Raw genomic sequence first — 19,738 nt, 5'->3', positions numbered from 1 at the left:
CCGCTCCGTCGAGGGGGTTGAACGGAGCGGGCGATCACCATGTTACGCCGAACGGCGTAATCATGACGGAGGAGGATGCGGTGGGCGAGGTCGCGGTAGGTGTCGACGCCGGTGGCACGGCGACTCGGGCGGTGGCCGTGACCGCGTCGGGCGAGGTGGTCGGCCGAGGCGAATCCGGTGGTGGAAACCCCAATTCGCACCCGCCCGCGGTGGCGGCGGCCAATATCGGCGCGGCGATCAGGGCCGCGGTCGGCTCGCACACGGCCGTCTCGTGCGTGCTGGGGATGGCGGGCGCGTCGGGACTGAGCGACCCGGTGGTCGCCGAGGAGTTCCGCTCGGCGCTGGCCGCGGCGGGGGTGCGCGCACCCGCGCAGGTGCGGTCCGACGCGGAGGTCGCGTTCGCGGCGGGGACGGCCGATCCGGACGGGACCGTCCTGATCGCGGGCACGGGGTCCATCGCGATGCGGATCACCGACCGCAGGCACGCCTCGACGGTCGGCGGCTGGGGGTGGCTGCTCGGCGACGAGGGCTCGGCGTTCTGGATCGGCCGCGAAGCGGTTCGGACGACGATTCAGGCGGTGCAGCGGGACGAGCGGTTCGGGCAGTTGGCCTCGGCCGTTCTCGACCTCGCGATCGGCGGGCCGGAAAACGCTTTCGCGCGGCTGATCAGGGCCGTGAACGCGGACGCGCCGGTGCGGCTGGCCCGGTTCGCGCCGCTGGTCAGCCTGCACGCGGACGACCCGGTGGCCGCCGACATCATCGAGCGGGCGGCTCGGGCGCTGGCCGCGCAGGCGGTGGAGGCGTGGTCCGGCGGGCCGATCGTGCTGGTCGGAACCGTGGCGGGACCGGACACGCCTATCGGGGCGCGGCTTCGCGCGATCCTGGACGGCCATGACGTGCGGACCGCGAAGGACGGGGTCGCGGGGGCCGGCTGGCTGGCCGCGCGCGACGCGTTCGGCGCGGGGGTGCCGCATCCGTGCGGCGGCGTGACGGTCGCTTAGTTCGGGGTTCGCGGGTGGCGCAGGCCGGGGTGGTCGTCGGGCAGTGAGCGCCGCAGGACGACCGCGCTGGCCGCGACGACGACACCGACCAGCGGCCAGGACAACGCGACCTGCGCGATGCCGAGCGCGAGGGCGTTGCCGGAGAGCCAGAGCGCGCCGAAGACGAGGGTGCGGACGCCGTACTGGCCGAAGACCCACACCCAACTCGCCCGGCCGTACGCGCGCAGCAGGTCCGGGTCGCGGCGCCAGCGCGCCTTCTGTCCGAGGATCGCGCCGACGACCACGCCGAGCAGTGGCCAGCGGATCAGGATGGACAGCGTCCACGCGAGGCCGCTGGCGATGTTGACGAGCAGCCGCAGTAGGAAGAAGTCCTCGGCGCGGCCGGTGTAGAGCGCGACGAGCGCGGCGGCGATGATCGCGGCGAGACCGCCGAGGGCGGCTGTGATTTTCGCCCCAGTGACGAGCCGGTAGGCACACAACGCGCTGGCAGCGGCCACCGCCGCGCCCGCGCCCCAGCCGATGTGGTGATCCGTCAGCAACCAGCCGAGAAGGAAGGCCAAAGGCGGTACGGTGGCGTCGACCGCGCCCCGACGCCCGCCGAGCAGGTCGGCGAGGGTGTCGGAAGAGGCGGCCACGTGTACAGCCTGCCGTACACCGAATCGGTTAGGTAGCCCTAACTCGCGTTATCGGACAGGAAATGAGTGGTCACCAGCGGTAACTGAATCTACGCTTCGGTAACCGACGGTGGCGTAGGTCGGGAATGCCACGGCATTCTGGGCGTTTGTTCGGGGTGGGAGAAAGATCGGCTCTCGGCGGGAGGGGACGGCTGTGCACGGGTGGTCGAGCTGGGTAGCGATCGGGGACAGCTTCACCGAGGGGATGAGCGACGAGGGTCCGGACGGTCATTTCGTGGGCTGGGCGGACCGCCTGGCGGCCATGATGGCGGAGCAGAGTCCCGGCTTCCACTACGCGAATCTGGCGCTGCGCGGGAAGATGCTGCAGGAGATCATCGACGAACAGGTTCCCATCGCGGTGCGCACGCGCCCCGACCTGGTGAGTCTTTGCGGCGGAGGCAACGACCTGATCACCCCGGGCCGCGACGCCGACACGGTGGCCGCCCTCTTCGAGGAAGCCGTCGTCGAACTGAAGGCGGCCGGGTGCACGGTCGTGATGTTCACCGGCCCCGACCCGCAGGTGCAGCCGTTGCTGCGCCGGGTGCGCGGCAAGGTCGCGATCTACAACGGACACCTGCACGCCATCGCCGAGCGCCACGGCGCGATCCTGGTGGACCTGTGGTCCATGAAGGTCCTCCACGACCGCCGCTCCTGGTGCGACGACAGGCTGCACTTCTCCAGCGACGGCCACCGGCGAATCGCCCTTCGGGTCGCGGAGGCCCTGTCGGTCCGCACCGACGACGACTGGCGTGAGCCGCTGCCGCCGGAGGAGCCGAAGCCGTGGCTGCACTCGCGCCAGGCCGACCTCGCGTGGACCACGACGCACCTGCTCCCGTGGATCCGCAGGCAGATCATGGGCGAGTCGATGGGCGATGGCCTGGCGCCGAAACACCGAGAACTGCGTCCCTATCGCGAGTCCCGCCCGTACTGTGGCGACGACCACGCCGCCACGTCTAGCTGCTGACAGACGACCGGCCGGCTCTCTCCCCCCAGGAGCGCCGGCCGGTACGTCGGGCCGCGCACCCCCAAGCCGCGCAGCCCGTCGGCACCTGACTGGGCGCCGCGGGCAACCTTGCCGGCGTCTCGATCACCGTCACTAAACCCTCACTAAACCCACCCGCGAGTCCCACGTTCACAACAGTGAGTTCCACGTTCAGAACGGTGAGTTCGCATTTCAGGCACGCGAGATCGCCGGTTCGCTGGAACGGGATCCTTGGCCGTGCGGCCTGAAATGCGAACTCACCGTTCTGAACGTGGAACTCACTGTTGTGAACGTGGGACTCGCGGGTGGGTTGGGGGTAGGGAGGCGAGGGCGGCCCGGGCGGCGTCGGCGGCTGGGGATTGGGCCTGGCGGTAGCGCTCGATGGCGATCGCGAGTTCGGTGCGGGCGCCCGCGATGTCGCCGCTGTCGCGAAGGGATCTGGCCAGGACTTCCCGGGCGAAGGCCTCCGTCAGCTCCAAGCCGTTGACCTCCGCCAACGCCACCGCTTCCCGGGCGTTGCGCTCCGAGTCGGCCAGGAGCCCCAGTTCGTGCTCCAACTCCGCCAGGTTCGCCAGCGCCAGCCCGACGAAACCCAGGTCCCCGACCTCCCGGTACAACTCGACCGCCGTGCGCTGCGGCTCCAGCGCCGAGGCTGGTTCGCCCAGGTTCAAGTGGACCTGCGCGATGTTGTTGTGCAGGTTCGCCTCCCCCAGCCGGTATCCCGCGACCCGCGCCAACGACAGGGCGTCCCGATAGCCACCCAGGGCCTCGGCGAATCGCTTCTGGCCGTACCAGGCGCTTGCCCGCGTGTTGTGGGCCATCGCGCTCAGCTTGGGGTCGGCGATCTCCGCGGCGAGCACCACGGCGGCGTCCGCGTCGGGGGTCGTCTCGTGTTCGCCCGCGAAGCGGGTCAGCATGACGCAGCGGCTCAGGCGCAGCAGCACTTCGCCCCGCCGGTCCCCACACGCGCGCGCCGAGGTCAGGCCGAGGTCCAGGAGCCACTCCCAGTCGTCGCGGCGGGAGCGGACTCGGCGGTAGTCGCCCGCGACCCGGGCCAGCTGCCACACCTCCCGGTGCAGGCCCGCGTCGGCGCAGGCCGCGGCGACGGCGAGCAGGTTGGGCCACTCGCGGTCGAACCACTCCAGCGCGGCGTCGCGGTCGAGTATGTCCGGGCGGGGGGACGCGGCCGGGGCGATGTCGTCGTCGACCGCGCGCAGGTGTCGGCGACAGGTATCGGCGACATGGAGATAGTGCCCGGCGACCGCGCGCAGCGGCCGCACACCGGACCCGGCGAGTTCGCGCGCGAAGAGGCGGACCAGGTCGTGCATGCCGTAGACGTCTCGGTCCAGTTCCGAGACCAGGAACGACCCGGCGAGCACGCGCAGCCTGGCCCGGGCCCGCCCGACATCGATCCCGCAGAGCGCGGCGACCGCGTACGGGCTCACCCACTGCCCCGGAAACGCGCCAAGCGCCCGCAGCGTCGCGGCGTGCGACTCGTCGAGCTTGCGGACCGTGACGTCCAGTGCGGCCCGCACGCTCGTGTTCGCGTCCTCCACGTCGAGCGCGCCCAGCCTGGTCCGCTCGTCGGACAGCTCCGCCACCAACTCGCCAACCGTCCACTGAGGACTGACCGCCAGTCGTGCGCCGGTGATCCGCAGTGCCAGCGGCAGGAACCCGCACAGCCGGGCCAGCCGCGCCCGCTGCGCGCGTTCGGCGGCGTCAAGCGGCGGCCCCGCCGCGTGCTCGATCAGCCGGACGGCGGCGTCGGCAGCCAGGGTGTCCACGACCCGCAGCCGGGCGCCGTCGGCGACCAGGCCGTCGAGCCTGCGCCTGCTCGTGACCAGCACAAGCGACCGGCCCGCGCCCGGCAGCAGTGGCCGGACCTGCTCCGAGTCGGAAGCGTCGTCGAGCAGCACGAGGACCTTGCGGTCGGCCAGCAGCGACCGATACAGCGCCGACCGCTCGGCCACGTCGGACGGGATGTCCACCGCGGCGACACCAAGCGCGAGAAGGAACCGGGTGAGCACGTCGGCGGCGTCGAGCGGCGGGTGCCGGGGGTCGAACCCACGCAGCGAGACATAGAGCTGCCCGTGGACGAACTCGCGCGCGACCTGGCTGCCCCACAGCAGCGCCAGGGCGCTCTTCCCGATCCCGGCCGGACCGGCGAGCACCGCGACCCCCGCGCCGCGCATGCCGTCGAGCCACGCCAGCTCCGACTCGCGCCCGGCGAAGCCCGAGGGCGGCGCGGGCAGCTGCGCCGGGTTCAACACCCCGACCCGCGGGCTGACCACCGGCTCCGTCCGCGGGGTCAGCAGCCGCTCGTCGTCGCGCAGCACCCGGCTGTGCAGTTCACGCAGGCCGGGACCCGGATCCAGGCCGAGTTCACCGGCCGCCCGCTGGGCGAAGCGCTGGTAGATCTCCAGCGCCCCCGCACGCCTGCCCGACCGGTAGAGGGCCAGGACCAGCTGTCCGACGAGGTGCTCGCGGAACGGGTGGGTGTCCACAAGCGCGGCGAGTTCGCCGATCACGTCGTCGTGCCTGCCGAGTTCGAGGTCGGCGTCGATACGCGCCTCGATCACCGCGAGCCGCAGCTCGGCGAGTTCTGGAGCGCGGACCCGGGCGCCGATGTCGGAGAGCTCCGGCCCGCGCCACAGTGCCTGCGCCCGGGCCAGCATCGCCGAGCGGACCTCGGGTTCGCGCCCGCGCGACCCGGCGAGCAGCATGCGGGCCATCGACACATCAATCCGGTTCTCGTCGATCACCAGCTGGTAGCCCGGCCCGGTCGTCTCGATCGCCGTCGTCGGGTCCAGTGTGGACAGCCATTTGCGGGTGCGGGACACGTAGCCCTGCACGATCGTGCGGGCCGTCACGGGTGGTTCGTGGTCCCACAGCAGGTCGACGATCCGCTCGATCGGAACCACCTGATTGGGTTCCAAGAGCAGGATCGCGAGCAGCCCGCGCAGACCCGGTCCGCCGATGGACCGCAACTGCTCCCCCACCGCCACACCGACCGGGCCGAGCACGCAGAAGCGCGGCCCGTCGTCGTCCGTCGAATCCACCCCGCCACCCCCAGGTTGACGCGCCCGTCCCCACGGGCGCGTTCACACACCGCAGGACAACCTAGGGGCAAACGGGGGATGACGTCGGGGGTACTCGAAGAGTCAGCCGATTGGCGTACGCCCCGGGGTCGTCCGTTCCCGATTCGGACGGCCCCGGGCGCACTCTCCATCGAAGTTGACCGACAGCGCACCGGACTGCACCCCGAGTGCGGTCACAGCGGGCTCTTGGTCAACATCCGACGAAGCATCACCGCATCGCGGTTCGCGACAACCTAGCAAACCGCGAGTGATCGGTCACCTTCTGGCCGCGATGAAGGACGGCCGCGGCTTGGCGGCGGCGAACGGCTCCACCAGTTCGTTCTCCACGCTGTTGAACACGATGAAGATGTTCGACCGGGGGAAAGGCGTGATGTTGCTGCCCGAGCCGTGCATGACGTTGGAGTCGAACATCAGCGCCGACCCGGCGGGACCGGTGAACTGCTCGATGCCGCACGCGTTCGCCAGCGTGGCGATGTCGGCTTCGCTCGGCACACCGATCTCCTGCATCGACAGCGACGCCTTGTAGTGCTCGTCGGGCGTCTCGCCGACGCACGGGACGAACGTGCGCTGCGAACCCGGCATGACCATCAGCCCACCGTTGAACGGGAAGTTGTCGGTCAGCGCGATCGACATGCTCACCGCGCGCGGGCACGGCATGCCGTCCTCGGCGTGCCAGGTCTCGAAGTCCGAGTGCCAGTAGAAGCCCTTGCCGCGGAAGCCCGGCATGTAGTTGATCCGGCTCTGGTGGACGTAGACGTCGGAACCGAGGATCTGCCGGGCGCGCTCGATGACCCGCGGGTCGCGCACGAGTTCGGCGATCAGGTCGCTGATCCTGTGCACCTCGAAGATCGAGCGGACCTCCTGCGACTTCGGCTCGACGATCGTGCGCTCGTCGGCTTTGAGCTTGTCGTCAGTGGAGAGCCGCAGCAGCTCGTCCTGGAACGCCCGCACCTCCGAGGGGCCGAGCAGATCCCGGAACACCGAGAAGCCGCGCGTGTCGTGGGCGACCAGCGTCTCCGCGTCGATCGGTCCGTCCACACCGGACCAGACGGTCGGCTCGACGCGGGCCATCGGCTCGAGCCGGTCGCGGGTGCGGGTTCGGTAGCGGTCCTGGGTCGAAAGCGTCACCGCGCTTCTCCTTCGGTCGTCAGCAGCGGGTACACACCGTTCTCGTCGTGCACCTCGCGGCCGGTCACAGGCGGGTTGAACACGCAGACCGTGCGCATGCGGGTCTTCGGCCGCAGCTGGTGACGCTCGTTGCCGTCGAGCAGGTAGAGCGAGCCGGGAGCCAGGACGTGCGTCTCGCCGGTCTCCTTGTCGAGCAGCTCGCCGTCGCCCTCGATGACGAACACCGCCTCGACGTGGTTGGCGTACCAGAAGTCGTTGACCGTCCCCGGCTCCAGCGTCGTCTCGTGCACCGAGAAGCCGACACCCTCCTGCGCGAGGATGATCCGCTTGCTGCGCCAGTTCGGGGTCTTGACGTCGCGTTCGGTGTCGGTCAGGTCGTGCACCGAGCGGACGATCACCGCAGGCCTCCCAGGGTCGCGGCGACGGCGTCGTCGACGATCGCCAGGCCTTCCTCCAACTCGGCGTCGGTGACGGTGAGCGGCGGCATGATCTTGGCGACCTCGCCGTCGGGACCGGCGGTCTCCATCAGCAGACCCCGGTCGAACGCGGCGCGGCACACTTTGCCCGCGGTGTCGCCGTCGGCGAACAGCAGGCCGCGGGCCAGACCGCGGCCCCTGGCCTTGAGTCCCGCCTCGGGGTAGGCCAGCGCGAGGTCGGTCAGCGCGCGGCCGACCTGCTCACCCTTGGCCAGGGTGGACTTCTCCAGCGTGTCGTCAGTCCAGTAGGTCTTCAGGGCCTCGGTGGAGGCGACGAACGCCGGGTTGATCCCGCGGAAGGTGCCGTTGTGCTCGCCCGGCTCCCAGACGTCGAGTTCGGGGCGCAGCAGGGTCAGCCCCAGCGGCAGACCGAAGCCGCCGATGGACTTCGACAGGCAGACGATGTCGGGTTTGATGCCCGCGGCCTCGAAGCTGAAGAACGGGCCGGTCCGGCCGCAGCCCATCTGCACGTCGTCGACGATCAGCAGGATGCCCTGGCGCTGGCACAGTTCCGAGAGGCTGCGCAGCCACTCGACGCTGGCGACGTTGATGCCGCCCTCACCCTGCACGGTCTCCACGATGACCGCGGCGGGCTCGTTGAGGCCGCTGCCGCTGTCCTTGAGCAGGCGCTCGAACAGCATGAAGTCCGGGGTGAGGCCGTCGAGGTAGTTGTCGAACGGCATGGGGGTGGCGTGCACCAGGGGGATACCCGCGCCGCCGCGCTTGAGGGAGTTGCCGGTGACCGACAGCGCGCCCAGCGTCATGCCGTGGAAGGCGTTGGTGAAGTTGATGACCGACTCGCGGCCGGTGACCTTGCGGGCCAGTTTCAGCGCCGCCTCGACGGCGTTGGCGCCCGCCGGACCGGGGAACATGATCTTGTAGTCGAGCTCGCGCGGCGCCAACACGGTCTCGCTGAAGGTCTCCAGGAAGTCCCGCTTGGCGACGGTCTGCATGTCCAGCGAGTGCGTCACGCCGTCGCGCTGGATGTAGTCGATCACGGCCTGTTTCAGAATCGGGTTGTTATGCCCGTAATTGAGCGCGCCGGCCCCGGCGAAGAAGTCGAGGTAGCCCTGGCCATTCTCATCGAAGATCCGACTGCCGGTGGCGCGGTCGAATGTCACCGGCCAGCTCCGGCAATAGCTCCTAACCTCGGACTCGATCATGTCGAAAACGCTCACTGCTCTCCATCCCGTTCGGAAAGTCGATTCGGTAAAGGTCTTCAGCCTCGTGCTCGTCCGGGAAGTGATCGGGCCAGAACAACTCGCCGCACCCCAGCCGCGCGCCGTTGCGCCGCGCCAACGAGGCGAACAGGCCGACCGAGGGGGCGTTGTCCGCGGTGATCGTCGTCTCCAGACGACACACACCCTGAGCTGCGACGCGAGCCATCAGGTGATCGAGCAGCCGACCGCCGAGACCCGACCCGCGTTGCGACTCGTCGACGGCGATCTGCCACACCACGACGGTGTCTGGGCACTGCGGCCGCAGGAATCCGATGACGAAACCCACCACCTGGCCGTCGATGCGAGCGACAGCGGAGGTCTGGGCGAAATCCCGACACCACAGCAGATAGGCATAGGACGAATTGAGGTCGAGCGCGCGTGAATCACGCGCGATTCTCCAGATCGCCGCGCCATCCGCTATGGACGGTGCGCCGATCTCCTCGCGTACCCGTTTTCCCGACATGCCAAGGCAACGTAACAGGGTCGTTTCACGCATACCGGATGGCCGATCGCCGCGCGACCGGTTAACCAGCGGTTTCGTGAATACCCCAGTGAGGATGACAACATCACGGTTGTGTGGCTCGCTGACACCGTGTTAACGGACTAGTGGCTCGTCCAGGAACGTTGGCCGGGTATCGGCGTGGTCACGGCGTCGCTGCCAAGGCGCGGGGACAGCGCTCGTACCGGGTTGTACTTGGCTGTTCCCGCAACGCGGGCAGCGGCGTCGTGGGCATGTCGAGACCCGGTCAACGTTCCTGGACGGGCCACTAGCCCGATGATCGGGAGCTTTCCCACAGGTCGATGCCGGAATCCACCGCGTACCGGTCGATCTCGGCGAGTTCGTCGTCGGTGAAGGGCGGCCCGTCGACCGCCCGCAGGGTGCTTTCGAGCTGCTCGACCGAGCTGGCGCCGACCAGCGCCGAGGTGACCCGCTCGTCGCGGGTGACCCAGGACACCGCCAGCTGGGCGAGCGTCTGCCCACGGGACTTGGCGATCTCGTTGAGACCGCGCACCCGGCGCAGGTTGTCGTCGGACAGCATCTCGGGCAGCAGCGAGGAGTTCCGGCTGCCGCGCGAGCCTTCCGGGACGCCGTCGAGGTACCTGTCGGTCAGCAGGCCTTGGCCCAGCGGGGAAAACGCGATGCAGCCCACACCCAGCTCGCCGAGGGTGTCGAGCAGTTCGCCCTCGATCCAGCGGTTGAGCATCGAGTACGACGGCTGATGGATCAGCAGCGGCACCCCGGCGGCGCGCAGCAGCTCGGCGGCCTGCCTGGTCGCGGTCGGCGAGTAGGACGAGACGCCGACGTAGAGCGCCTTTCCCTGCTGCACTGCGGTCGCGAGCGCGCCGACGGTCTCCTCCAGCGGCGTCTCCGGGTCGAACCGGTGGGAGTAGAAGATGTCGACGTAGTCCAGGCCCATCCGCCCGAGCGACTGGTCCAGCGAGGACAGTAGGTACTTGCGCGAACCCCACTCGCCGTAGGGCCCGGGCCACATGTCGTAACCCGCCTTCGTCGAGATCACCAGTTCGTCGCGGTAGGCGCCCAGGTCGCGTTCCAGCGCCCGACCGAAGTTGCGCTCGGCCGAGCCGTACGGCGGGCCGTAGTTGTTGGCCAGGTCGAAGTGGGTGACGCCGAGGTCGAACGCGCGGCGCAGGATGGTCCGCCCGATCTCGTGCGGCTGGTCGTCGCCGAAGTTGTGCCAGAGCCCGAGGGAGACGGCGGGCAGCTTGAGCCCGCTGCGACCGCATCGGCGGTAGGGAATCCGCTCGTAGCGGTCGTCGGACGCGACATAGGCCATGCGCCCGACCGTAGTTGCGCGCGCCGCGTGGCGCACGCCGCGTCAGACCGACAGGTACTTGACCAGGATGACCTGGAGTTCGCCGACCCCGAATCCGAGGACCGCGCCGACGGTGATCAGGATCCACTCGTCCTGCTCGAACGCGGGCCGGATGAGCTCCTCGAACTCGTCCTCCGACATCTCCTGCATCTTGGTGACGAGGGTGTTGCGGATGTCCATCGCGTCCTCGGCGTAGGACTCGATGTGCGTCATCGTCTCGGGCAGCCGGGCGATGACCTTCTCCGCGATGCTGTTCTTGATCGCCTGGTAGCGGCCGCTGCCCACGGCCAGCATCACCAACGGCCGAGCGGGCCCGGACTGCTTGTCGATCACCGTCCGGACCTGGGTCGCGACCAGCGCGAACAGCCGGTCCGACAGCGGCCCGCGAAGGACGGCCTCCATGACGTTCTTCGGCGTGATGATCTCGCGCGCGATCAGGTCGCCGTAGTCCGCGGCGACCTCCCTGCGGCGCTTGAGGAACAGGCCCTGCCACTCGAAGATGCCGAGATAGCGCGTCGGCTTCTTCGGATTGAAGATCATCTTCAGGGCGAGCCAGTCGGTGAACCAGCCGGTCAGGCCGCCGAAGATCGGCATCACCCAGGGGTTCTTGAGCGCGGCCCATGCGAACATCTGCACCAGGCCGATGGCGAAGCCGAAGACGATGCCGGACCGGGCGATGAACTGGAACTCCTTGCGGCCCGCGTGCTGGAAGATGCGGTTGAGCAGGGCCTTGTCCCGGACCAGGTTCGTGACGACCATGTCCTTGAGGTCGAACACGGCGTCCACGTCGTTCTTGACCGTCTCCAGCAGCGAGGCCACCACACCGGGGGCCTCGGCCTGGATGTGCCGCACGATCCGGCGGCGCACCTGGTCGGGCAGGTTCTCCCACAGTCCCGGCTGGAACTCCTGGGCGATCTCCCGGGCGATCTCCTCGACCCCGGCGAGCAGCGGCTGCTCTATCTCCTTGACCACCCGCTCCGGGTCGAGCCTGCCCATCACCTCGCTCGCCGAGATGAGCCGGTCGGTCATCGTGTCGACAGCGATGCTCGCCATCCGCGCGGCCCGCCGCGGCACGATGCCCTGCCAGCCGAGATACGGCTTCTTGCCGACGAACTCCAGCGGCTGGAACATCATTCGGATGGCAACGAGCTTGGTGACGTAGCCGATCAGCGCAGCCATCAGCGGCATCGACGCGTAGACCATCCAGTTGACCTGGAAGTCCGCGATGATGCCGTTCACCTGCGCTCCCCGAGCGTGAGCCCGCGGGCGCTCGGGTCGCACACCGCCCAGAACTGGGCGCCCAACTCGGAGATCCGCAGGGTCAGCCGGATCGCCTTGGCCCCGAACCGGCTCTGCGCCTTCGCCCTGTCCTCGGCGGCGCGGACCCGGTCGTCGGTCAGCAGCATCTCGTAGGCCACCCCGAGCGTCGGGTCTTCCTCACCGACCTCGGCGAGCCCGAACCGCAGCAGCCTGCCGACGTAGAGCGGCACCAGACCCGGCTGGACCACCCCGGCGACCCGACCCACCGTCGACGCGTTCTCGAGCACGAACCGCGGCACCCCGCCGCGCGCGGTGCGGGCGGCGAGGTGCATCAGCGGGAAGACGGTGCCGTCCGAGAGCGCGGAGACGATCCGCGCCTCGTCGGGCAACAGTTGGCGGAGGACGGCCTCGAAATAGTGGTCGCGGGCGGCGTCCTTGCTGTCGGTGACCGAGCGCTCCAGCAACTCGGACATCGCCAGCCGCATCGGCTCCCGCACCCGGGCCGCCTCGATCAGCTTCGGCTCCGGGTCCGGCAGCGGCTCAAGGTGCTTGCGCACCTCGGCCACGATGGCTTCTTCCACCTTCTGCACCTGTCGCTCGGCCACTTCGCCGCCCGGCAATCTCCGCGCGACCTGCCAACCGCTGCGATAGAGCCACCCGAGGGCCCGACCCGCCCGGTCGACCATCTCGGCGGTCGGGTCGGACCCGTTGGCGGAGGCGAGCGCGCGCCGATCGTCGTCCATGGCGGCCTCCAGGCTCATCGGGATCTCTGGTGTACCACAACGAGCGAAGAAAGCGCAGGTCACTCAGGTTGTCGCCGAAGTCACCCGGTCAGGTCAGCGAACAGGTCCTTCTCGGTGATTCCCGGCCCCTGGCCCTCCCGGATGAACCACTCGACGCCGAACGCGCCGAGGAAGGCCTCATCGGGCAGGGCGAGGAAGAACGACTCCTCGCTGATCTGGCTGGCGTGCGCCCGCATCGCCGCCCGTTTGGCCGCCATGTACGCCGAGACGTCGACTGCGGCGGTGATCTCCGACTCGGGCTTGCCGATCTTCATGTCCGCGGGCGGGCCGAACGAGGTCTCACCGCGCGCCTCCGCCTCCTCGCGGCCGCGGCGGATCAGGTCGGCGTTGATCGTCGCCTGGTAGACACGGGGCGTGCCCGCCAACTCGGCGGCGCGCTTACCGACGCGGTGCACCTGGATGTGGTCGGGGTGGCCGTAGCCGCCGAAGTCGTCGTAGATGGTGAGAATGTCGGCGGACTCCTCGCGAAGGATCTCGGCCAGCCGCTCGGCGGCCTCATCGACCGACGCGGTCCAGAACGAGCCCTCGGCGTCGTTGCTGGGCTCGCCCATCATCCCGGAGTCGTGGTAGCCGAGGAACTCGACGCGGGACACCCCGAGGATCTCGGCGGCGGCGTGGGTCTCCTCGACCCGGCGCTGCCAGAGCTGTTCGCCTTCGCCGAGGAAACCGTCGGGGACCTCGCCTAACTCGCCCCTGGTCGCGACTACGAGCACGACCCGGTGGCCTTCGTCGGCAGCCTTGCGCATGACCCCACCGCAGGAGATGCACTCATCGTCCGGGTGGGCGTGAAACGACACCAATGTAGCCATGACATCGAAGGTAATCGATCTGTCCGACACCGCGCCGAGATCGTTCCCCGCCGCAGGTCACATACTGTCCGATGTGGACGTCAAAAGATTTCTTGGGTCCACCTGAAACGATCTCCGCCGAGCGGCGATGCAGTGGGAGAACGGCCCCGGCGGACCCCCAGCTCCGGGGCCGTTCCCTATGTCACCGCTCGATCAAGCTCACGCTGGTCCGGTAGTTCGAGTCGCCGACGAACGGCACCGGGCGGTTGATGCCGATGGTCAGGGCCACCTGCTGATCCTTGATCTCGCCCAAGTCGAAGAACCGGGTCTCGACCAGCGCGCCCGGGCACCAACTGCGGGGGTTGGTGGTGAGGTTGTTGCGGAAGATGCCGGGGTTGCCGTCGGGGCTGTACTGCTCGTACTGGGCACAGTCGACGCCGGTGGAGAACTGGCCGACCTGCCTGCCCAGCGCGGTGAGGGTGACAGTGGTCTTGGAGTACTCCTCGCCGCCAGACGCGGCGCCGTAGCCCGCGATACTCACCGCGAGCGTGCCCTTGCCGGTCGCGGCCGTGTTCGACATGGACTGGGTGGTGTGGGTGTTGGTCTTGATCTCGAAACGCGACAGGGCGCTGGTCACGTCCCGGTCGCCCGCCACCGTCGACGGCGTCGACACCAGCGCGAGCGAGTAGGTGAACCCGACGGCCTTGAACGCGGCGTCGACCGGGCGGGTCGAGCAGGCGTCCTGCGCGTACGGGTTCGAGCCACCGCTGATGCCGAGGTAGATGTCGCGGTTCGGGTCGGACAGGGCGCCCGCGTAGGCGGCCATGGGCGCGTCCGGGTAGACACGAGTGGCCTTGGTGCCCTGCCAGTAGTCGCTGAACGGCGTGATGAAGTCCTGCAGCGTCACCCGCGGCGTGGTCGCGGTCGGCACCTGCCCCTTGAGCATGCTGATGTAGAAGATCGACCCGAAGCGGTCGTAGTTGTCGCACTGGGCGTGGTAGGTCAGCCGGAGAGCGACGTCGGTGCCGAGCTTGCCCTGCTCCTCGGCGGTGAGCTTCTTCGCGTACTCGGTGCCGCGGTTCCACATGAGGACGCCTGCGGGCGGGGTGTAGTTCGGCTCGGTGCTCACGTAGATGCCGAACTGCGGAATACGGTCAAAAACCGGGACCACGGTTGGAGCGGGCGGTGCGACCCCCGTGTAGACCTCGAACTCGTAGATCCGGGCGGCGGTGTCGGTGTTCTGCGTCGGCGTGGTGATCACGAGCTTCACGTAGCGGGCGCCCGTGGCCGTGATGGGGTGGGTGGTGGTGTCGGCGGTGTTGTTGGTGATCGACACCGGGGTGGACCACGTGCTGCCCTCTGCGGAGAGCTGGATCGAGAACGCCTTGGTGTTGAAGCCTGCGGATTCCCCACCGGCACCCGCGTGCTTCACAACGAAGTTCGAGACCGATCGCGTGACACCTAGATCGACCTGCAGCCACTTACTGCTCGCGTTGGTGCAGAACTTGTCCGCGTTACCACCGGAGACGGTGCCGTTGACGGCTTTCGCCGGGTCCTCCGTGGTCGCGCACGCAGCAGACCCGGTCGCCGCCTTGTTCAGCGCGATGTTGCCGCTTGTGGGAGTCGACCCGAGCACCTCGAATTCGTAGATCCGGGCGGCGGTGTCGGTGTTCTGCGTGGGCGTGGTGATCACGAGCTTCGCGTAACGGGCGCTAATGGCGGCGATGGGGTGAGTCGTCGCGGCCGCGGTGTTGTTGGTGACGGTCACCGGCGTGGACCATGTGCTGCCGTCAGCGGAAAGCTGGATGGAGAACGCCTTTGTGTTGTAGGTGGCCGATTCGCCACCGCTGCCGGCGTGCTTGACGGCAAAGCCCGACACGGAGTGGGACGACCCGAGGTCGACCTGCAGCCACTTACTGCTCACATTGGTGCAGAACTTGTCGGCGTTGCCACCGGAAACGCTTCCGTTGACCGCTTTGGCCGGGCCCTCGGTGCTCGCGCACGCGGCTGAGCCAGTGGCGACTTTGTTGAGGGCAAGATTGCTGTCGGCGGCGTGCGCGGCCGTGCCGCTGACGGCCGCGGCGAGCATGGCGGTCAGCAGGGCGGGAATGATCGTGCGGCGTACTCGTCGCATGGGCGTACTCCATGAAATTCGCAGGGACGCCCGTTGTAACCCAAGATCGTCCCCGAAACATCGGCCATTCGCCCGATCAAGTTCCTCACCCGCGACGAACGCAAGATTCAACGTTTCCAGGCCGTAGCACCAACCCCCGGCGAACTCGCCTGCCGACCGTTGATCTGCCGGCGAGCCCGATCCCGGGCCGGACAGCAGCCCCGGGCTTCATCCGCCAGGTCCACACAGTCTGTGGACGGCCGGACTCAGCGGTTTAATCCCACCAGAACGACCAAGATCGCTCCCCGACGAGCCGTTCGGCATATGCGGTCAATGTGCAGGGCTCTCGACCCTGCCAGACGTTGTCCGGACAGAAGGCGAAATGCTCTGCCGCCACGGCAAGTGCTTGCTCATGGGTAGTCGGCGGTGCGGCGACACTGAGATCGAGAGTCGCGAAACCAACCCCGACTACACGAACACCGAAGCGACGCTCCCAATCCGCCACGACGGCTGAGATCTCGGCGGTGTCGTTCGTGTGATTCAGCGGACCGACCCACCCGGCAACGGTCAACGCGTCGCTGCCACGGTCTGCGGCCACCAATCCCAAACGAAGCTTCGAGAAAACCGCAAGCAGTTCGTCGGCAAGATCGTCGGCGACGCGATCTGGGTCATTGCCCCTATCCGCGCTCGGTGCCAGGCCGGGCCAGTCGCGACCGTACGGGGCGGTGACCGCCAGTCTCTCGGCCGGAGGGAGCATGTCGACGTCTTCGGCGACCGTCGTATGATCCGCCCACCACCCCGCGAGAAGCGCGGCCGGATCATGCCCTTGTGGTTTGGACATCCCTGCCGGAAACAACTCACCGGCCCCCCAAGGCCGAAACTCGTCATCATCAACGTCGTGAGCCTGCAGCAACAGTGGCCACAACCCCGAACGACCGTGCTCGGCGCGCAGTCGGGCCCACAATCCCGACTCGGGCGATCTCGCACTGAGCCAGAGCACAGGTCCGTCACCGTTGCCCTCGTCAGAGACGACGGCCTGGCCAGGCGGCAGGGGCACCGACAACGTCCGCCCAACCGCATCCCCATCTACGAACAGAACCTGAACCTCGGCTGGCAATGGCGGATGTGCGATCACCTGGAAAGGCTAGCCCCGCCACTTCGGTGGCCGAGGGCCACCGGAGTCCCGCCACGAACGCCGCAAAGAGGTCGATGCAGGACTGCTGATCTTCGTTTGAGCCGGTGAGGGGAATCGAACCCCTAACCTTTCGCTTACAAGGCGAGTGCTCTGCCAATTGAGCTACACCGGCACGACACCTCGCGGTGTCCGCCCAATCCTAAGCCGACACGCCACCCGGTTGCGGAGTGGGCCTTGATCGGCAACCGTCGAGTGCAGACACGTGGAGGTGGTCGAAGCGTGAGATTCACGCGGGCTCGGCGGCAGGTGGTCGCGGAGCCGACGGTTGAACCGATAGTCGTTCAGGGGCCCGCGCTCCCCGAGGAGCGGACGGTCCACTTCGTTTTAGATCTTGCCTTGCGGATTGGCGAGGTGCAGATGTCGTCGGGGGCTGGGGCCGCCGACGTGACCGCGACGATCATCGCGGTGGCCAACGCCTACGGGCTTCCGCACTGCGAGGTCGACGTGATCTTCACGTCGATCACGGTGGCCTGTCATCGCGGGACCGAGCTTTCCCCGGTGACCACCCTGCGCGTGGTGCAGACCCGCAGCCTGGACTACACGCGGCTGGCGGCGGTCGAGAAGCTGGTGCGCGACATCACCGCGCGGCGGATCGAGGTGGAGGACGCGCACGCCGAGTTGAACCGGCTCAACTCCGCGGAGCATCCCTATCCGCGCTGGGTGGCGACCGCGTCGTACGCCGGGTTGGCCGCCGCGGTCACGATCTTCATCGGCGGGGCGCCACTGATGGCGTTGTTCGCCGCGATGATCACCGGGCTCATCGACCGGGTGGGCCGGATGCTCAACCGGCGGGCCCTTCCGTTCTTCTTCCAGCAGGTCCTGGGCGGCGCCCTGGCCACGGGTTGCGCTCTCGCGCTGCTCGCGAGCGGGCTTTTTCCCGCGGTCCGACCCACCGTGCTCGTGGCGGCGGCGATCACCGTTCTGCTGTCCGGCCTGTCCGTGGTCTCGACAGTGCAGGACGCCATCACCGGGTTCAACGTGACCGCCGCGGGCCGCACCATGGAGAACTCGCTCATGACCGCAGGCCTGATCGCGGGCGTCGTGATCGCGCTGAACATCGCCGTCGCGTTCGGGCTGCCGGACACGCCGCTCGCCGACCCACTGCCACCTTCGGCCCTGCGCCTGCCGGTGCAGACCCTGGCCGGGGCCGCCGCCGCCGGGTGCTTCGCCCTGGCGAGCTACGCCCCGCCGCGCGCGGTGCTGGTCGCGGCCGTCGCGGGCGGCGTCGGGACCGCGGGGTACGGCGGGCTGGTCCTGGCCGGGGCCGGGTCGATCGTCGCCTCCGCCGGGGCGGCCGTGGTGATCGGGTTCGCAGGCGGTGTCATCTCGCGCCGGTTCCGGATGCCGCCGCTTATCGTCGCGGTTTCCGGCATGGTGCCGCTGCTACCCGGCCTTCCGACCTACCGTGCGCTGTACGAACTGGCGATCGAGCGGTCCCCCGCGGGCCTTTCCACGCTGATGATCGCCGCCGCCATCGCGTTGGCGCTGGCAGCGGGGGTGGTGCTCGGCGAATACTTGGCACAACCCGTGCGCACCAAGCTCGGGCGGTTGGAGCGGCGGCTCGCCGGGCCCCGGCTATCCGGCCCATTGCAACCCAACAAACGTCACACCGAGTCATAGACATTCGCACCACGCGGTGACGGCGCGGAGTGACTAGCCTTGGAATTCGGGCATTCCCGCACCGGCTTCCAAGGAGGCACGCCAGGCGTGAGCAGCGACAACGCCCCCAGCAACAACGGCGCCGACTTCATCGTCGCCGCCAACCGGCTCCCGGTCGACCTAGAGCGGCTGCCGGACGGCTCACAACGCTGGAAGCACAGCCCCGGCGGCCTGGTCAGCGCGCTCGCCCCGTTCCTGCGCAAGAACACCGGCGCGTGGGTCGGGTGGCCCGGCGTAGCCGACGTGGAGGTCGACGAGTTCACCGAGGACGGGCTGCGCCTGCACCCGGTGACGCTCACCGCCGACGAGGTCCGCGACTACTACGAGGGCTTCTCCAACGCCACCCTGTGGCCGCTCTACCACGACGTTGTCGCTCCCCCGGTCTTCGACCGAGGCTGGTGGGACAGCTACGTCAAGGTCAACCACCGCTTCGCCGACGCCTGCGCGAAGGTCGCCGCGCCGAACGCCACGGTGTGGATCCAGGACTACCAGCTCCAACTGGCCCCCGCGCTGCTCCGCGAGCAGCGGCCCGACCTGCGTATCGGGTTCTTCCTGCACATCCCGTTCCCGCCCACCGAGCTGTTCATGCAGCTGCCCTGGCGCGCGGAGATCGTGCGCGGCCTGCTCGGCGCCGACCTGGTCGGGTTCCACCGCCCCGGCGGCGCGCAGAACTTCCTCTGGCTGGCCAGACGGCTGCTGGGCCTGGAACCGACCCGCGGCGCCGTCGGCGTGCGGACCCGGCCCGGTGTCATCCAGGTCGGCGACCGCGCGGTCCGCGTCGGCGCGTTCCCGATCTCCATCGACTCCAACGGCCTCGACGCGCTGGCCCGCAAGCGCGAGACCGTGACCCGCGCGGCCCAGATCCGGGCCGACCTGGGCAATCCGAAGAAGATCATCCTCGGGGTCGACCGCCTCGACTACACCAAGGGCATCGACCTGCGGCTCTACGCGCTGCAGGAGCTGCTGACCGAGGGCCGGATCGACCCGCAGGACGTCGCCATGGTGCAGCTCGCGACGCCCAGCCGCGAGCGGGTCGAGCACTACCAGCGCATGCGCGGTGACATCGAGCAAGTGGTGAGCCGGATCAACGGCGAGTTCGCCCGGGTCGGCCGCCCGGTCGTGCACTACCTGCACCAGTCGGTCGACCGGGCGGAGCTGGCCGCGTTCTTCTCCGCCGCGGACGTGATGCTCGTGACGCCGGTGCGCGACGGCATGAATCTCGTCGCCAAGGAGTACGTGGCCTGCCGCCACGACCTCGGCGGCGCGCTGGTGCTCTCGGAGTTCGCAGGTGCGGCCGCCGAGCTCACGAGCGCCTTCCTGGTGAATCCGCACGACCTTGACGGAGTCAAGAACGCCATGCATGCGGCCCTCACGATCGATCCAGCTGAAGGTCGTCGTAGGATGCGCGCGCTGAGGCGTCAAGTGCTGACCCACGACGTCGACCGGTGGGCTCGATCATTCCTCGACGCCCTGAGTCCTGAACAGAGCCCCTAGCCCCAGGAGAAG

General features: G+C 69.0%; 16 protein-coding genes and 1 tRNA gene. 4 read left to right on the top strand and 13 right to left on the bottom strand.

Going from position 1 to position 19,738, the window contains the following annotated elements; genetic code table 11:
• Positions 1-62 precede the first annotated feature (62 nt).
• On the top strand, positions 63-1,001 hold the full coding sequence (locus GPZ80_RS08060) for an N-acetylglucosamine kinase (protein ID WP_187219578.1): 939 nt from the start codon (positions 63-65) through the stop codon (positions 999-1,001).
• Here GPZ80_RS08060 and GPZ80_RS08055 read toward each other — a convergent pair.
• Positions 998-1,636: a DUF3159 domain-containing protein gene (locus tag GPZ80_RS08055; RefSeq protein WP_187219576.1), complete on the bottom strand. Its 639-nt coding sequence runs from the start codon at positions 1,634-1,636 to the stop codon at positions 998-1,000. The genes GPZ80_RS08060 and GPZ80_RS08055 overlap by 4 nt on opposite strands.
• 193 nt (positions 1,637-1,829) lie before the next feature.
• On the opposite strand from GPZ80_RS08055, the gene GPZ80_RS08050 reads away from it, so the two are divergent.
• Positions 1,830-2,639, top strand: a complete 810-nt coding sequence (locus GPZ80_RS08050; RefSeq protein ID WP_187219575.1) for an SGNH/GDSL hydrolase family protein — start codon at positions 1,830-1,832, stop codon at positions 2,637-2,639.
• 296 nt (positions 2,640-2,935) lie between these two features.
• On the opposite strand, the gene GPZ80_RS08045 is transcribed toward GPZ80_RS08050, so the two are convergent.
• From GPZ80_RS08045 to GPZ80_RS07990, 12 genes are all read right to left on the bottom strand, one after another.
• Positions 2,936-5,716, bottom strand: a complete 2,781-nt coding sequence (locus tag GPZ80_RS08045) for an AfsR/SARP family transcriptional regulator (RefSeq protein WP_187219573.1) — start codon at positions 5,714-5,716, stop codon at positions 2,936-2,938.
• A gap of 294 nt (positions 5,717-6,010) precedes the next feature.
• Positions 6,011-6,883 (bottom strand): ectoine hydroxylase, encoded by an 873-nt coding sequence (gene thpD, locus GPZ80_RS08040; protein WP_187219571.1) that lies wholly within the window; start codon positions 6,881-6,883, stop codon positions 6,011-6,013.
• Positions 6,880-7,281: an ectoine synthase gene (locus GPZ80_RS08035; RefSeq protein ID WP_187219569.1), complete on the bottom strand. Its 402-nt coding sequence runs from the start codon at positions 7,279-7,281 to the stop codon at positions 6,880-6,882. The genes thpD and GPZ80_RS08035 overlap by 4 nt, the downstream gene beginning before the upstream one ends.
• Positions 7,278-8,522 (bottom strand): diaminobutyrate--2-oxoglutarate transaminase, encoded by a 1,245-nt coding sequence (gene ectB / locus GPZ80_RS08030; protein WP_222719066.1) that lies wholly within the window; start codon positions 8,520-8,522, stop codon positions 7,278-7,280. The genes GPZ80_RS08035 and ectB overlap by 4 nt, the downstream gene beginning before the upstream one ends.
• Positions 8,503-9,075 carry a diaminobutyrate acetyltransferase gene (ectA, locus tag GPZ80_RS08025; protein ID WP_376771656.1) on the bottom strand — a complete coding sequence of 191 codons (573 nt, stop codon included), beginning with the start codon at positions 9,073-9,075 and terminating at the stop codon, positions 8,503-8,505. Before ectA ends, ectB begins: the two co-directional genes overlap by 20 nt.
• A 271-nt stretch (positions 9,076-9,346) precedes the next feature.
• Entirely contained in the window at positions 9,347-10,375 is a 1,029-nt protein-coding gene (gene mgrA / locus GPZ80_RS08020) for an L-glyceraldehyde 3-phosphate reductase (RefSeq protein WP_187219565.1), read from the bottom strand.
• 42 nt (positions 10,376-10,417) lie between these two features.
• Positions 10,418-11,617: a DUF445 domain-containing protein gene (locus GPZ80_RS08015; protein ID WP_187219791.1), complete on the bottom strand. Its 1,200-nt coding sequence runs from the start codon at positions 11,615-11,617 to the stop codon at positions 10,418-10,420.
• 32 nt (positions 11,618-11,649) lie between these two features.
• Complete coding sequence (locus GPZ80_RS08010; RefSeq protein ID WP_187219564.1) at positions 11,650-12,417, bottom strand: Abi-alpha family protein; 768 nt, start codon at positions 12,415-12,417, stop codon at positions 11,650-11,652.
• A gap of 80 nt (positions 12,418-12,497) precedes the next feature.
• Complete coding sequence (locus GPZ80_RS08005; protein WP_187219562.1) at positions 12,498-13,286, bottom strand: PIG-L family deacetylase; 789 nt, start codon at positions 13,284-13,286, stop codon at positions 12,498-12,500.
• Positions 13,287-13,467: 181 nt separating this feature from the next.
• Positions 13,468-15,399, bottom strand: a complete 1,932-nt coding sequence (locus tag GPZ80_RS32535) for a discoidin domain-containing protein (protein ID WP_187219560.1) — start codon at positions 15,397-15,399, stop codon at positions 13,468-13,470.
• Positions 15,400-15,652: 253 nt separating this feature from the next.
• Positions 15,653-16,513 carry a DUF4253 domain-containing protein gene (locus GPZ80_RS07995; protein WP_187219559.1) on the bottom strand — a complete coding sequence of 287 codons (861 nt, stop codon included), beginning with the start codon at positions 16,511-16,513 and terminating at the stop codon, positions 15,653-15,655.
• A gap of 99 nt (positions 16,514-16,612) precedes the next feature.
• Positions 16,613-16,685, bottom strand: a tRNA-Thr gene (locus GPZ80_RS07990).
• A gap of 107 nt (positions 16,686-16,792) precedes the next feature.
• On the opposite strand from GPZ80_RS07990, the gene GPZ80_RS07985 reads away from it, so the two are divergent.
• Together GPZ80_RS07985 and GPZ80_RS07980 are read left to right on the top strand one after the other, a co-directional pair.
• The gene (locus tag GPZ80_RS07985) at positions 16,793-18,193 is read left to right on the top strand and encodes a threonine/serine exporter family protein (protein WP_376771655.1); all 1,401 of its coding nucleotides are present in this window, start codon (positions 16,793-16,795) and stop codon (positions 18,191-18,193) included.
• An 87-nt stretch (positions 18,194-18,280) separates the two neighbouring features.
• Entirely contained in the window at positions 18,281-19,726 is a 1,446-nt protein-coding gene (locus tag GPZ80_RS07980) for an alpha,alpha-trehalose-phosphate synthase (UDP-forming) (RefSeq protein ID WP_187219557.1), read from the top strand.
• Positions 19,727-19,738: the final 12 nt, after the last annotated feature.

The organism is Actinokineospora xionganensis (genome assembly GCF_014323725.1).
Classification (GTDB): Bacteria; Actinomycetota; Actinomycetes; order Mycobacteriales; family Pseudonocardiaceae; genus Actinokineospora; species Actinokineospora xionganensis.
The sequence above is the reverse complement of the archived record's forward strand: the minus strand, read 5'-3'. Positions and strand labels throughout refer to the sequence as shown.